Here is a 14,558-nt window from a genome sequence, read left to right as displayed (position 1 = left end):
CCTCGATAGCTCTGTTAACTCAAATCGCGCCTCGCCATGCCCGGTCTTAGTCCTCATCAAGAATTCAGCATCGGTGGCCCGTCCCCGCCATTCGGCTTGCGTCCGGTAATGAGCGGGATGATTTCGTCGCGCGTGCCAAACGCCTGAACCGAGCCATTATTGAGGATCATGATCTTATCGACGCTTCTGAGAAGCGCGGCTCGCTGCGTAATCGTCACGACCGTCATTCGCTTTTCTTTTGCACGAATGAGCGCCTTTGCCAGCGCCCGCTCTCCGTTCGCATCGAGATTGGAATTAGGCTCATCGAGAACCATCAGACGCGGATTGCCATAGAAGGCTCGCGCGAGCCCAATTCGCTGCCTTTGACCGCCGGATAACGGGCTTCCATCCATGCCGATGATGGTTTCATACCCTTGCGCGAAACTCGATATCATCTCGTGAACATCGGCCGTTTCTGCCGCATCAAAGATGTCTTCATCGATCGCATCCTTGCGCATGCGAGCGATATTGGCCTTGATGGACGCCGGGAAAAGCTGGACGTCCTGGGGCAGATAGCCGACGCTTTCGCCAAACTGCCGCGTATCCCAGTTGCGAAGGTCCATCATATCCAGACGCACGTTGCCAGCTGTGGGGATGATTGAGCCCACAAGCATGCGCGCAAGCATGGTTTTTCCCGTTCCGGAGTCGCCAACGATCGCGAGCGACTCTCCTGGTTGCAGCTGGAAACTTATGCCGTTCAGAATAACCTTCTTGGTGGGCGGCGGAACATACAGAATGCGTTCCACGCTGAGGTGGCCTTGCGGACGCGGAAGCCGCAACCGGTCCATGTTCAGTGGAGAATTATGCAGAAGGGATTTGACACGCCCATATGCGGAACGAGCCTGAACAAAGCCGCGCCAACCCTCGATGGTACCTTCCATTGGAGCAAGGGCGCGACTTGCCACGATTGAAGCCGCAATGATCATTCCGCTGGTCAGTTGACTCTCCAAAGCCAGCCAGGCGCCCCAGCCTAGAATTGCGATCTGTGTGCAGAGGCGCAGGAATTTCGAGATTCCCGTCATCATGATGTTGAGATCTTGCCCCGCAACCTGCGCCTTCAAGGACTCGACCGTTTCGTGGCCCCAAACCTGAACGCCCTCCGGGATCATCCCCATGGCATTGATGACCTGGGCATTACGCGCCATCGCTTCAGCCTGAAGGTTGGCGCGGGTCCCAAAGGCATTCGCCCGCGTAAACGGAATGGCGGTAACCTTCTGATTGAGTATCGCGACAACCATGAGGGCCAGGCCGGACGACAGAACGATTAGCCCGAGATGCGGATGAATCAGGAAGACCACAGCGAAATACACGGGAGCTACCGGCGCGTCGAACATCGTAAGCAGGACCGGGCCGGTAATGAATGCACGGAGATGCTGAAGGTCAGCCAACGTCTGAAACTCGCGGCTTGATCCGCCTTGCGCCGCTTTCGCCGCGGCGCTCAGAACAGGACCACCCAGCCGCGCTTCGGTTTCGACCGCAACGCGCATAAGGATAATCCGGCGCATCATGTCCATCAAGACATGCGCGGCAATAGCCACCACGACGATCATCGTCAGCATGACGAGCGTGTCGGTGCTTCTGCTCGTCATCACGCGATCCGACATGTTGAAAAGATAGACGGGGATCGCAAGGACGAGAAGATTGACGGCGACGGAGAATATCCCGACGGTCACAAGATTGCGCCGGGCATTGGCCAGGCCTTTGCCGAGAACATCGCGGAATTCGTTGTCGCTGGAACGCTTGTGCAAAGGCGGAGAACCGCCGCCCCCTCCACCGCCTCCTCCGCCATTCGACGCTCCACCGCCTCCACCCCCGCCTCCATTCACTACCGACGGGACCGGCGCACCGGTACTGGTCAGCGACTCGCGTCCCGGCGGTCGCGCATCACTTAGTGGTTCCGGCGGTATCTTCGCCACTTCTGTCTGAGGAGGATCATCCGATCGCCTGGCAGCACTATCTGCCGCAGACAGAGCTTGCCGAATTGCAACGGCCACTCCGGATTGATCTTCTGCCGGTTCAAGAACTTCCGTATTCGGCACGTCGTTGTGCGTGCCGTCCGTATCGTGCCGGGCGGGGAACGGGACGACCTCCGCTGTACGCAGTTTCGCGCACTCTTCGTCGGTTAAATGCGCGGATGCGCTGGCTTCGTCGTGAGGTTCATTGTCGCCCCGCGTCATTAGCCCCAACCTCCACAGCGCCGATCAGATTCTGCCTTCATTCTCACGTTGAGCCGCCTCCGTTCAGTGCAAGACGCTTGCTATTGGGTCTTCCTGGACCGTCGTACTTGGTAGGGGTTGCGCTTCCGGCGTCTCGTCCTGGCTGTCGTTGACGAAGGCAATCAGCTCCGGAACCAGGCTTTGCGTATCGTGAACCAGCATATTGCCATTGTCGTCCGGCAAGAGATTTGCCTGCACAAGGATCGTATCGCCGTACACCTGACCGTTCACGTAGGTATTGGTCGCGCCGACATCGACAATCGCAGCATCGTTGGTTAGAAGATCCTTGCCACTGACTACGGACTGCGCTTCGGCACCGTCTGGATGAAGATCCAGAGCGGCTGCGGACGGGGCACCGATAAGCTGAAGCATGACGTTGACATCTGACGTTACATTGGTCTGCCAGATCGCGTTGACGTCATAATAATCGCCCTTGACATATAGCACGTTGAAGACACCACCGGATCCATCCACGAAGGTGCCATAGGAGGGATCGAGTACAGTCGAACCGTTTCCCATAGCGGCAACGAGACTTTCCAGCTTGTCACTCATCGGCTGGAAGTTGTCATCTCCGTAATTCTCGATTGTCGCCGAGTTGGTCAGCTCGTTCTGACCTGAGACAACAGATTGTGACGGATCGGAACCCTCCGCCAGCAACTTGATCATGTCGCTGTTCAACAGGATGTTGTTCTGGAAAATCACGTTCATGCCATGATAGGCGCCGGCGACAATAATCAGATCATAGTGGATCGAGCCGTCGAATATCTCGGTCAGATTGCCCTGCTCGTTCCCACCGCTATAGAGTTCGTAGTGCGTGTCCGAGCTTTCCTGAACGATGATGTCGTTATCAGACAGATAGTTCATTTGCACGATGGTGTGGATGCTGTAGTAATTTCCGTCCACCACATCGACGTTCCAATGCGGACCGGCGAACGTGGCTTTCAGTTCAGCATAAATGCCGGGATGCTGAACGAAATCGGCGATATTATCCATTTTGTTGTCGCCGCTCGCGATGGGCAGTGCGTTGCCGCCAGCAACGTCTATATGGTCGTGATCCATCAGCGAGTTGGTCTGAAAAATCGCATTTGTTTTGAAATAGTCCCCCATCACGATCATGGAGCGGCCAGACTCGCTCAGGTCGACGATCAAAGTGGCGTTCCAGCTGTCGTTCGCGCCAACCTCTGCCCATTGCCCGATGCCGTTACCTAGATCGGGCGGAGGTACTGGCTCCGGAAGCGGCGACTGGTCGGGGGGCTCTGGTGCGGGAGTCTGAAGCGCGCCGTTCAGATAGTAACCCGGTTCAACGGAATGAGAATCCGGAGCGCCGTCCCGGGAGACCAAACCATCATCATAGGCCTTGATAAACTCAATCGCGCCCGCGTTGCCCTGCGGCATCGACCATTCAGCGGGGATATGATCGTTGGCGTTTTCCGCCATCCGTTGCAGGATCGTATCGGCGTCGGCTGCAATACGCGCAATGTCACATGCGATGCTGTCACTGCAAGCCCCCGCGAGAAGATTGTCGTCGTCCAACATGAAGTTGTGTTGCTTGATTTCAAGCTCGGTCTGCTGGCCGCCTTCCTGATACTGAACGGTGATCTTGAACTCTATGCCTCCACCTCCGCCAGCGGCGCCCCGGGGCGCAAACAATCGGGGAAGGCCACCCTGCCCGTCAGAATCCAGATCCGGCTGCGGCGGCGGCGGGCTCAATGATTTTATCGGGAGAATCCGGGGGATATGAAATTCCGCAAACGGCGCAGCCTCCGGCACTTTCAGGCCTCTGCTGTCGAGAAGATCCAGATTTGGACTGCTCTCGTAGTTCGGGCGCAGCGTGACGTAATCGTCTTTCAAGCTCCGGAACGCAGACGGGTCGTATTCGATACGGTCTCGCGCGATGTCATTTATAATCTGCAGGTATCCTGCGAAATGCCAGACTACTTCGGTTATGCCGCCGGGTACCATGGGAGCCTCCTATGTCAGGCTCAAGCAAGCGACGATGCTGCGAGGCTAGCCGCGAGAACAGATCGTTTCAATCATGTGAGCGTTCAAGGAAAAGCCCGCGCGGCGGATGCCGCGCGGGGAAATGCTTGAGATCAACCCAAATTATGGGAGTCAGTCCAGTCATCACCGGCGACATTCATCGTGATGCTGTTGAACTGGATGTTCGCACCCTGGGTGATGTTCTGGTTGAATGCATCCTGCGAGAGGATCGCATCGGCACTTGCCGTTACGCCGCTGGCGCTGTTGCCGGCGATATCATCGATCTTGGAATCGATCTTAACGTCGCCGCCTTCACCCTTCGCATCCATGCGGAAGTCGCCGCCATCATACGAAACCTTCGGATCTTCAACATAATCGCGATCAACCAGATTGTTGACCTGATCGATGTTGAAGATATTGCCGTCGCCATCGAGCTTCTGGTTCACCACGTCTGGCATGATCACTGAGCCATGAACATCGCTCAGACATGAGAGGTCTATAACCGGGCTGCTCAGGCCATCGGCCTTGAGATCGAGATCGATCTTGACGTCAACCTCAACATTGACCTTGTTGTCGACGACGTTCGAAATCTTGTTGTCGACCTTGTTGTCGAGATCATTGTCGACCTTGTTGTCGAGGCTGTTATCGACCTTGTTGTCAACGTCGTTATCGATCTTGTTGTCGTTGCTGTTGCTGTTCTTGTTGTCGTTTTCGTTATCGTTCTCGCTCTTGGAATCGAGCGACTGAACAGCGAACTGCAACTGACCCTGACCCTGGGCTTGACCCTGGCCTTGAAGCTGCGCCTGAAGCTCGGCCTGCTTCTGATCTTGATCCTGGTCTTGCTTCTGATCTTGCTTCTGGTCTTGATCGTCCCGCCTTGGCTTATAGTGACCCATGACGAACTCCTGTTGGGTAAGGAGCATCGCCGTCGCCTCGAAAATCGCTGATCTTCTACGTCTGCGATCGTCAACGCGCTACGATGCGGTTGATGTCGGTCTCCCGACTGCGATCCCCTCGCAATTGTTTGCGAGACTCCGCATGATCAACGTTGCTTATGTAGAAGTCAGGGACTAGCCGCACATTCGAGCATTGCGCATCGTCTTAAGCATTAGACGAACGTCACCATTCGATAAGAATTCAGAGGCCCATACGTCATTTGGTCACGAACAGGCTAATCCTTTCGGCTAGTCCGAATCATTCAAATGGATAGCTCGAATGGGTGAGCTGGCTTGCAATCGGTTTCCGCAACACAACAACTGCACTGGTAAGCCTACGCGCACGAACACCGGAACGCGCCGGCAAAATGAACCTCTCGGCACATTATCCACCGGAATTAGCTTGTTGTCCTCGCCTGCAATCTCGCTAAAGGCAGCAAGCAGTATCAGCGCGATGGCTTATCAGTCGAGCCCAAGTGGCTTTCCAGGCGCGGCAGGAAATCCCAGATATCGCGATTGATGAGCGTCATTTCCTTTGTCGTCTTCACCATGCTCTTCAGCCGCGCTTCATCCATGGGCTTCATTTCACCGAATTGAAGACTATCCTTTGTCTGCACGATCCGCATCGATTGCGTATGGGTTATCTGGCCGCTGGCATCGACGATATACATGCAATGATTGAATTCGTTGCGAACATGAGTCGATTCATTGAATCGTTCGATGATCTTGGAAAGCGCCTTCTCTAGATTATTGTCCCGGATGGTGATCTTCGCCAGGCGCTGGATGAGATCGAGACGCGCGCGCGTTGTGTTGAGTGTGGCAAAGGTCAGCGCTGCCGATGCTTGATCCGTTCGCAAAAGAAGCATGAGAACGTAAATGAACAGACTCTCGTTATTAGTCCAGCTTGAAACCAGGTTTCCAATCAACGCCAGAATAAGTGTACGCCGGTCGGCCGACGCGGGTGCCGATGCCGCAAGCGCCTCAAAATCGGGTTTTGGCGGAAGCTTGCTGGACGCCATGGACAGGTCCCACTCCTGACTGGTCTGGAGTACCGCGCTATTATTGATATATGATCCAGCAGGTCTTGGAACAAAACAAGGGCAGCGTTGGCATTCTGCCCCCCTTTTGGAGAAATTGCGGAGAGCAGCGACATGTGGCGCTGGGTCCTTGACCTGTCCAAAGTTCGCAGAGCCCACCGGGCTGCGACCGCTGTGATCTCGCCCATGGTCGAAAAAAGCCGTAGCCGCCTTGGCGGTATATCCGACCCTATCTGGTCAGACCCGTACATGATCGGCTTCATGGTCATGTTGATCACCATCGCCGCCAGGATTGAAACCGGCAAGATCGAAGGCGAAGCTCTGTGTCGCGTGCAAGCCAAATCCTGGGAAGACATCACCACAGTGCGATCCGGCATAATCGGCGAAGAGGTACTCTTGCTGAGCACTGCATGCAATCAGGATTTCGAAGCTGGCTGCCGGAATGCGCTGGCATTCGGCTCTTTGCTTGTCGGAAACTCGATCCTTTTTGCAGGAGCAGGAAAGCGATGGGAGGATCGGCACAACGACCTGGAGGAAGCGAATTCGTCAATCGCCGAACGAGACGACGTCTCAGCCGCGTGGGAGCGCTTCTTCGATGCGCACATTTCGATGCATGCCTGCGACATCATGTCAGAGCCGGGTCGGATAGCCCTCTAAGTTCCCTCATGGAACCGGTGCGAAAACACATATGGCGTGCAATCAGCTTTCAAATCGCAAGTTTTGTGCAGCGCGACGAGCTCCTTCATAAAAAGCGTTGCAGGATTGCAAAAAAGGAGGACTATACTAAACATTAAAGGCAAATTGATCGTACTCGGCAAACGTTGCGGTTTTGAAATGGAAGGGCGCGTGCGACCACCGAAGTAACGAGTAGGGGGCGTATTATGAGTATCAGCGGCTATTCATATTCACATTCATTCCGAAAACGCCAGCAAGCTTTGGACGATTTGTCTGAACAGTTTTTTCATAACGAACTTCCAGATGTACGCGGCGACCAAAATACGATCCAGCAGCACAACGGTCATTCTCAGCAATTCACACTCAAGCAGTCTCTTTTGAAACGGTCATCGCCGAATAGAGTTCGCCTTTTCATGCGGGCTCCTGGCGATCACCATGCCGCGCCCCGCTCTCATGCCGGTCCATCTTCCGCGGGCCGACATGTAACAAGCTCACAAGATGCGCGCCCTCTCCTTCCGCGTAATCACGCAGATACCAAAGCCCCAAACCAAAACAAGCCTAATGAGATTTCGCGCCTCAACGGCGTCAATGAGAAAGATCACAAGCCTTCCGCGGTGAAGAAACCCGGGATCGTCGTTATCCATCAACGCGCATTTTTTCGCGATTGTTTCGTTCGTTGTCTTGAAGTTTCCTACAGAAGTCACGGCATTTTCGCATTCACAAATATCTTCGAATGGAGAAACTCCACCGAACAAAATGCTCTGAACCCGGCGGTGATCGTATTCTTTGTCGACGGCGGATCGTCCAGCGTTGCCGATCTTCAATTCCTGGAATCCAGCGCCGCGGACATTCCCGTTATCATCATGTCCGACATCGATGACACGAACTATGTCATGCACGCATTGAAGAATGGAGCCCGCGGCTATATACCTACAAGCCTGCCCTTCAATGTTGCCGTCGAAGCTGTTCGCTTGGTGGAGGCCGGCGGAACATTTGTGCCTGTCAGCAGCCTTGAGCTCGATCGCAACAAACAGCCGGCGACTTCGAAAACAAATGAGATTCTGACAGAACGGCAAATGATGGTCGTGGAAGCTCTCTGCCAGGGAATGGCCAACAAACAAATCGCCTATGAGCTTGGTATGAGTGAGCATACCGTTAAAGTTCATCTTCGCCATATCATGCGAAAATTAAAGGTCAGGAACAGGACCGAAGTCGCCGTCCTAACCAAGGACTTTTTTGAAAAAACAAACGAACACAGGTGGCTGGATTCTGGGATCGGCCATAAGGATATTCAGTCTTCCTGATTGCATATGAGTTCGGCTCGAAGGTTTCCAGCTATCAAATCAGGCGGACGAAGTCGCAACGCTTTCTGCCGTTCGTGGGTGAATCAGAACAGCACATATGTCCAGAAGAGGACAAACTACTGCGATCGGGTACGAGGCGCATTCATCACATTGAAGCGCTGGTATCGCGTACAGCCGGTCACGGATTGGAAGTCCATCGCCGAGCTTCGGCAGGCCGCTGATTGGTTCGTCGCTCGCAAGGCTCTGCGCCGGAGAGCCAGTCAAGGTGTCCGGCCATCTGGTGCGTCTTTAGCCAAACGGCGGTCTACTTTTCCGATTTCGCGCAACGGTTCGCCCGGTCAAGCGCGGCCATCAGACTTTGCTCGGTCACGGTCCCGACAAACTGCCTGAGGTATGGTGCTTCAGCGATGGAGCGCTGGGCGATTGTCCGGATGCCATCCTGTGTGTTGCTGGAAAACCCTAGGTCTTTCAGGCTTGTCGGCAGACCAACCGTTTTGAAGAACGCCACCATGTCGGCGAGAAATTCAGGAGATCTCTGCTCGAGACAGAGCTGCGTCAGAAGACCGAACGCCACCTGCTCACCGTGCAGCGCGCCGTTGAGCGACGGAATCGCTGAGAAGCCACGCGTCAGCGAGTGCGCGATCGACAAACCACCACTTTCGAAACCAAGTCCGCTGAGCAAAATCGCCGCCTCGACAATATTTTCGAACGCAGCGTCAGGCTCCTTCCGGTCGACTGCCGTGAGAGATGCAACCGCGTCCCTCCGGATTACCTGATAACACTGGTTGGCAATTGAAACCGCGAGCGCGGCTGGCCGGGCCTTGTAGAAGTTCATGCCGCCCGAATTGAAGCACTGCTCCGCTTCGAATTTCTTCGAAAGCGCATCGCCGATGCCGGCAACGAAAAAACGACGCGGGGCACGTGCAATGATCGATGTGTCGACGACGACCGCGTCCGGGTTGGTTGGCATCAGCCTGACTTCTTTCAGAATGTGATCGTCGGTGTAGATGATCGCAAGACGGCTGGTTGGCGCATCGTTCGAGGCGACCGTCGGCACCACGATAATGCCTCCGCCCCGCTGGATGCGGACACCCTTTGCGGTATCGATCGCCTTGCCACCTCCGATGGCGACGATGACGTCACTCTTTGCTTCGTTCGCTTTGCCCGTCATCGCATCGATCTGGGCAGCGGAGCATTCACCCGAGAATTCGGCGAATTCCAGACCATCGGCACACGGCTGGAGCAGCGCTTTGAGCTGTTCGCGAAGGGCGCCCATCACTGCCACGTCCGCCACAATGAAGGGACGGCGACCATAAAGCGGAACCAGCGTTGCAAGCTCATTCAGGGCGCCAGGCCCCTGAACATAGCGATGCGGGCCGCCAAAGGCTCGAATGGTCATTGGTCACCCCAGAAGAAGTCACGCTTGCCGCCATCCATGCAAATAAGCGCGCCGTTGATGAAGGCCGCCTGAGTTGAGCATAGAAATGCGATCAGCGAACCCACCTCTTCAGGCTGGCAGAACCGCCCAAGAGGATTCTGTCCAGCGATAATCGCCCGCTTCTCGGCGGAAAACCCGGCAATCAACGCGGTCTCAACATAACCTGGCGCAATGGCACTCACGGTAACCCCGGCGCTGCCGACTTCCTTGGCCAACGTCCGCGTGAAGCCAATGACCCCCGCCTTCGCTGCGGAGTAGTTCGTCACGCCCGGGCGACCACCGCCGGTAACGTTCATCGACGAGGTATTCACGATCCGTCCGAAACCCCGCCCGCGTATCAAGGGCAATGCATGCTTGCTGCATAGGAACGTGCTGCGCAGGTGAGTTCGGACGATGATATCCCAGTCGTCAAGGGACATGTTCTCGGCAAGGCTCCCGAGATGGCGGCCGCCGGCGCCGGCGTTGTTCACCAGAATATCGAGTTGCCCGAGACCACGATGCGCTTCCCGCACGACCGCCTCCGCGCCTGCTTCTTCCGATACGTCACCAATAGAGGCAACCGCCTTCGTTCCTACAGCTCTCAGTTCAGCCACTGCGGCTTCCGCCGCCTCGCGGTCGACGTCATTGATCGCGATCGAACACCCCTCCGCCGCCAGCGCGAACGCCTCAGCCTTGCCTATGCCGCGCGCCGCACCGGTGACCAGCGCTGCCTTACCTTTCAGTCCAAGATCCATGATTAACCCTTCACGGCACCAGCGCCGAGGCCTTGAATGAAGTACTGCGTCAGCAGCGCGAACGCTGCGAACAGCGGCAACGCGATCAGCGTCGATCCCGCCATGATCTCGCCCCAGCGCAGGTCGAATGATCCGACCATCGAGGCGAGCCCCACCGGCAGGGTCTTGTTCTCATCGCTTCCGATCATGATCAGCGCGAACGTGTAATCGGTCCACGACAGCAGGAAAGAAAAGATCGCAACGGTGATGAGTCCAGGTAGCGACAGCGGCAGAACAACCCGCAAAAATGCACCCAGCCGCGTACAGCCATCGACCATCGCAGCCTCTTCCAGCTCGAACGGCATGCCTTTGAAAAAGCCCCACAGGAACCAGACCCCAAGCGGAAGCGTCAGTGTCAAGTGCGAGGCGATTAGCCCGATCAACGTGTCACTGAGACCGAGCCGCGCAAAGATCGTAAACATCGGAATCGCGATCAGGAGCGGCGGAAACATGTAGGCATAGAGCATCGCACCGACGATGAGTTTCTTGCCGCGAATACGCTGGCGCGTCACGGCGTAAGCAATCATCACCGAAAAGATCATCGTCACGACGACCGTGACCACCGCCACAACAACGCTATTCATGAAATGGGTCGGATAGTCGGTTAGTTCGAGCAGGTTGCGATAGTACTCCAGCGTGAACGGACCCGGCATCAGCGAAACCGTGCTGAGAAGGCTCGTCGGCTCGCGCAAGCTGGAAATAAACATCCAGTAAATCGGGAACGCCGAATAGATCGCGATAACGATCGCTGCGCCATAGAGGCTGAGCCGGGCGGGAAGCGATTTAACGGCGGCCATCAATCGTCCTCTAGCGGGAAGATGCGGAAGTAGAAGAACACGGCTACCGACAGAATCGCGAACGAGATCGTCGCAATCGCAGCCCCTCCGCCGATGTCGAACAAGCTGAACGCATGACGATAGGATAGAATGGCCAGATGTTCGGTGGACCCGACCGGGCCGCCGCGGGTCAGAAGCCAGATCACGTCGAATTTGTTGAACATCCAGATCGCGCGCAGTAGCACCACCACCGTAAGGATCGGCTTAAGCATCGGTAGTGTGATGTGAAAGAACCGTTGAACTGCCGTGGTGCCGTCGACCCGCGCCGCTTCATACAACGAGGTCGGAACGGTCTGCAATGCTGCAAGAAAGCAGGTCGTGACGAAGGGTGTCCACATCCAGACGCTAACGAGGATGACCGATGCCATCGCCGCACCGGAACTTTCGAACCAGTTCACCGGCGGCAGCCCTATCGCCGCAATGGCCTTGGTGATGATGCCGATGCTGCCATCCACCATCCATTTAAATGTCAGGATAACGACCACGGTCGGCAACAGATACGGAAGGATGGACAATCCGCGCACAAAGTTGCGGCCTGGGAATGTCTCATTGAGGATCAGGGCAAAGCCAATACCGAGTACGACCTGAAGGACGATCGACCCGAAGGAATAAAGCACACCGTTCCAGAGTGCGCGCCAAAACTCCGGTAACTTCAGAATGGCGGTGTAATTATCGAAGCCAGCCCACTTGGCTTCGCCAACGAACGAATCGAGCTTGTAAAAGCTCAAGCTGATCGCATACGCCACCGGCGCAACGATCAAAACGAGCGTCACAAGAAGTCCGATCACCAGGAAGGTGTATATCGTCGCCTTCGAACTCAACTTCGTCTTTCCGGGGAAGAGCCCAGCCGGGAGCATCCGGCCGGGCAGTTGGCACACGCGTTTCTTATGATGTCGTGAGCTTGCGCATCTTGTCGCCAGCCGCCTTGACGCAGTCGGCCGCCGGCATGTTCTTCAGGATGCGATTTTGTAACATCTCGGGGATCACAAAGCCTTCGAACACCTTACCTGGACGCAGATCCGGCACCGGGCCTTCGGTGTCGACGGACGTCAGGATCATCGACTTGTCGACGATGAAATTCTTCATCGTTTCCACCGCGTCCTTGTGCTTCTCGATCAGCGGGTGAGCGCGCCAGCGTGCGTCCTCGTAAACGTCGAGACGTGGCGGCTGGAAGTGCAGCGGCGCGGTGTGCAGGAAGTTGATGTACTGGTTTTCGGTGAACCATTTCATGAACTTCATCGATTCGCTGGAGTTGGGCGTCTTCAGCACAACCCAACCGTCGTAGCCGTGGTTGACGGCCTTCGCCTTCCCCGCGCTGTCCATATACGGCATGATTCCGTACTTGGTCGCGAGAGCCGGCGACGTGCGCTCTAGCGCTTCGACGATGCGTCCGGCATAGGCGGTGTGCCCGACCTTGTCTGAGGAGAAGTTCGATAGGACCTCTCCAAAGCTGGCCTGGCTGGTGCCCGACGGCATGGTCTTGTAAAGATCGGCGAAGAAATCGAGATAGGCCGCGACTTTCGGCGCGTTCGCCGCGTTGTCGACGGCGACATTCCACTTGTCGTCAAACAACTTGACGCCCTCGGCCCACATGAAGCCCGGCGACAGCCAGTTGGTCGCGCCGTTGCTGCCGATCGGGAACAGCGAGCCGGAGCGGCCATCCTCGTTCAGTGCCTGCGAGTTCTTGAGCATATCAGCCCAGGTCTTGGGAACGCTCAGGCCCTTCTTCTCGTAGAGATCCTTGCGGTAATAGATCCAAGCCAGATTGTAATCGTAGGGGTACCAATAGGTTTCGCCCTTGATGGGGAAAAGGATCTTCGGGCCCCACTTATGTTTGCCGGTCAGTTCGGTCAACGGCATCAAATGCCCTTCCGCCTGAAGCAGAAGGACGTGACCCACGAATGCAAATGTCGCGATGTCATAAGGTTGACCACCGCGCAGAGACGTCGTCACCTTGGTGAAGGCATCGTCGAGCGGGACTGAGTCGACGATGACCTGCGTACCCGTCATCCGCTCGTATTCGGCACAAGCAACCTTCAGCGCGCGGATGCTGTCGATGGAGGTTTCAGTGTTGAGAAAACGCAGGGTCTTCTTGCCCTGCCCCCAAACTGCCGGTGCGCCGAGCGTGCCTGCGGCAAGACCCACGCCGACCGCACCAGCGCCCTTGATGAGCCTACGGCGATCGATGTTCGATATCCCGTCTTTAGCCATTTCCCTTGTCTCCCCTAGAAATTTCACTGTTGTGAATGTTTGTTTTGGTTTCTTGGTCGTCTAAAGTCGCTGTCCCGTTGACTTCGAGAACAGGTGGAGCCGTCCAGCCAGGAGCCGGACGGGAATTCGCTGGCCGAACTTCCAGTTATCGACACGGTCGGTCAGAATGCGCAGACGAGCCCCGCTTACCTCACCGATCGTCAGGGTCTGCGCACCCAGCTGCTCGATGACGCCGACTTCGAATGCGAGCGCGTCGGGTCCCTCGCCAAGCGCAATATGCTCGGGCCGGATACCGAGCACGATATCTTCGTTGGCCACTCGGTATTGCTCAGGCAAAGCAATCCGCAGCGCGCCACTCTCGAACACGCCGTTGAGCGCTCGGCCTTCTACGAGATTCATTTCCGGTGAACCGATAAATCCGGCCACAAAGAGATTGACAGGACGATCGTAGACCTCGAGCGGAGCCCCAACCTGCTGCACGTGACCGTCGCGCATGATAACGATGCGATTGGCAAGCGTCATCGCCTCGACCTGATCGTGGGTCACATACACCATGCTGGTGCCGACGTCCTGGTGCAGGCGAGCGATTTCCTCTCGCATCCGGACGCGCAGCTTGGCGTCCAGGTTTGACAGCGGCTCGTCCAGCAAGAACACTTCAGGCTCACGCACGAGCGCACGACCAAGCGCAACGCGTTGCATCTGGCCGCCTGAAAGCTGCTTCGGCTTGCGCTTCAGGAACTCATCAAGGCCCAGCATCTTCGCCGCACGCTGGACCCGCATGTCGATCTGCGCGGTATCCATCTTCCGCATCCGCAAACCGAAGGCGAGATTTTCGTAGATCGTCTTGTGCGGATAGAGCGCGTAGTTCTGGAACACCATCGCAATATTGCGGTCCTTCGGCTCCAGCGCGGTGACGTCGCGGTCGCCAATGAAAAGCCTGCCTGAGGTAATCTCCTCAAGACCCGCCATCATCCGCAACGTCGTCGACTTCCCGCAGCCTGATGGCCCCAGGAACACCACGAATTCACCGTCGCGAATCGTCAGATCGACACCGTGAACGGCGACGACCGGACCATAAGCCTTGCGAACCTTTTCGAGCCTAATCTCTGACATG

12 protein-coding genes are annotated in these 14,558 nt (G+C 56.3%); 2 read left to right on the top strand and 10 right to left on the bottom strand.

The features are described 5' to 3' along the window. Positions 1-56: 56 nt before the first annotated feature. The 4 genes from AC1Q6J_RS00980 to AC1Q6J_RS00965 form a co-directional block, all read right to left on the bottom strand. On the bottom strand, positions 57-2,216 hold the full coding sequence (locus AC1Q6J_RS00980) for a type I secretion system permease/ATPase (RefSeq protein WP_492277452.1): 2,160 nt from the start codon (positions 2,214-2,216) through the stop codon (positions 57-59). A 63-nt stretch (positions 2,217-2,279) separates the two neighbouring features. After that, positions 2,280-4,217, bottom strand: coding sequence for a hypothetical protein (locus AC1Q6J_RS00975; protein ID WP_492277451.1), 1,938 nt, complete (start codon positions 4,215-4,217; stop codon positions 2,280-2,282). A 131-nt stretch (positions 4,218-4,348) separates the two neighbouring features. After that, on the bottom strand, positions 4,349-5,131 hold the full coding sequence (locus AC1Q6J_RS00970; RefSeq protein WP_492277450.1) for a hypothetical protein: 783 nt from the start codon (positions 5,129-5,131) through the stop codon (positions 4,349-4,351). Between the two features lie 485 nt (positions 5,132-5,616). After that, positions 5,617-6,189 (bottom strand): hypothetical protein, encoded by a 573-nt coding sequence (locus AC1Q6J_RS00965; protein WP_492277449.1) that lies wholly within the window; start codon positions 6,187-6,189, stop codon positions 5,617-5,619. A gap of 132 nt (positions 6,190-6,321) precedes the next feature. Between AC1Q6J_RS00965 and AC1Q6J_RS00960 the strand changes: the two genes are divergently transcribed. Continuing rightward, positions 6,322-6,864, top strand: coding sequence for a hypothetical protein (locus AC1Q6J_RS00960; protein WP_492277448.1), 543 nt, complete (start codon positions 6,322-6,324; stop codon positions 6,862-6,864). Positions 6,865-7,088: 224 nt separating this feature from the next. Beyond that, complete coding sequence (locus AC1Q6J_RS00955) at positions 7,089-8,186, top strand: LuxR C-terminal-related transcriptional regulator (RefSeq protein WP_492277447.1); 1,098 nt, start codon at positions 7,089-7,091, stop codon at positions 8,184-8,186. 304 nt (positions 8,187-8,490) lie between these two features. On the opposite strand, the gene AC1Q6J_RS00950 is transcribed toward AC1Q6J_RS00955, so the two are convergent. The 6 genes from AC1Q6J_RS00950 to AC1Q6J_RS00925 form a co-directional block, all read right to left on the bottom strand. Beyond that, complete coding sequence (locus tag AC1Q6J_RS00950; protein WP_492277446.1) at positions 8,491-9,585, bottom strand: glycerol dehydrogenase; 1,095 nt, start codon at positions 9,583-9,585, stop codon at positions 8,491-8,493. Next, positions 9,582-10,358, bottom strand: a complete 777-nt coding sequence (locus AC1Q6J_RS00945; protein WP_492277445.1) for an SDR family NAD(P)-dependent oxidoreductase — start codon at positions 10,356-10,358, stop codon at positions 9,582-9,584. The genes AC1Q6J_RS00950 and AC1Q6J_RS00945 overlap by 4 nt, the downstream gene beginning before the upstream one ends. Positions 10,359-10,360: 2 nt before the next feature. Further along, positions 10,361-11,194 (bottom strand): carbohydrate ABC transporter permease, encoded by an 834-nt coding sequence (locus tag AC1Q6J_RS00940; protein ID WP_492277444.1) that lies wholly within the window; start codon positions 11,192-11,194, stop codon positions 10,361-10,363. Next, on the bottom strand, positions 11,194-12,054 hold the full coding sequence (locus tag AC1Q6J_RS00935; protein ID WP_492277443.1) for a carbohydrate ABC transporter permease: 861 nt from the start codon (positions 12,052-12,054) through the stop codon (positions 11,194-11,196). Before AC1Q6J_RS00935 ends, AC1Q6J_RS00940 begins: the two co-directional genes overlap by 1 nt. A gap of 64 nt (positions 12,055-12,118) precedes the next feature. Next, positions 12,119-13,444, bottom strand: a complete 1,326-nt coding sequence (locus tag AC1Q6J_RS00930) for an ABC transporter substrate-binding protein (protein WP_492277442.1) — start codon at positions 13,442-13,444, stop codon at positions 12,119-12,121. 60 nt (positions 13,445-13,504) lie between these two features. Next, a complete protein-coding gene (locus AC1Q6J_RS00925; protein WP_492277441.1) occupies positions 13,505-14,557 on the bottom strand; it encodes an ABC transporter ATP-binding protein in 1,053 nt (350 codons plus the stop codon). Position 14,558: the final 1 nt, after the last annotated feature.

This window comes from Afipia sp. MLSD5-FHT05B12, assembly GCF_058793355.1.
The sequence above is the reverse complement of the archived record's forward strand: the minus strand, read 5'-3'. Positions and strand labels throughout refer to the sequence as shown.

Coding starts and splice junctions, on each gene's coding strand:
- AC1Q6J_RS00980 (WP_492277452.1), bottom strand. CDS start 2,216: ATGACGCGGGGCGACAATGAACCTCACGACGAAGCCAGCGCATCCGCG.
- AC1Q6J_RS00975 (WP_492277451.1), bottom strand. CDS start 4,217: ATGGTACCCGGCGGCATAACCGAAGTAGTCTGGCATTTCGCAGGATAC.
- AC1Q6J_RS00970 (WP_492277450.1), bottom strand. CDS start 5,131: ATGGGTCACTATAAGCCAAGGCGGGACGATCAAGACCAGAAGCAAGAT.
- AC1Q6J_RS00965 (WP_492277449.1), bottom strand. CDS start 6,189: ATGGCGTCCAGCAAGCTTCCGCCAAAACCCGATTTTGAGGCGCTTGCG.
- AC1Q6J_RS00960 (WP_492277448.1), top strand. CDS start 6,322: ATGTGGCGCTGGGTCCTTGACCTGTCCAAAGTTCGCAGAGCCCACCGG.
- AC1Q6J_RS00955 (WP_492277447.1), top strand. CDS start 7,089: ATGAGTATCAGCGGCTATTCATATTCACATTCATTCCGAAAACGCCAG.
- AC1Q6J_RS00950 (WP_492277446.1), bottom strand. CDS start 9,585: ATGACCATTCGAGCCTTTGGCGGCCCGCATCGCTATGTTCAGGGGCCT.
- AC1Q6J_RS00945 (WP_492277445.1), bottom strand. CDS start 10,358: ATGGATCTTGGACTGAAAGGTAAGGCAGCGCTGGTCACCGGTGCGGCG.
- AC1Q6J_RS00940 (WP_492277444.1), bottom strand. CDS start 11,194: ATGGCCGCCGTTAAATCGCTTCCCGCCCGGCTCAGCCTCTATGGCGCA.
- AC1Q6J_RS00930 (WP_492277442.1), bottom strand. CDS start 13,444: ATGGCTAAAGACGGGATATCGAACATCGATCGCCGTAGGCTCATCAAG.
- AC1Q6J_RS00925 (WP_492277441.1), bottom strand. CDS start 14,557: ATGTCAGAGATTAGGCTCGAAAAGGTTCGCAAGGCTTATGGTCCGGTC.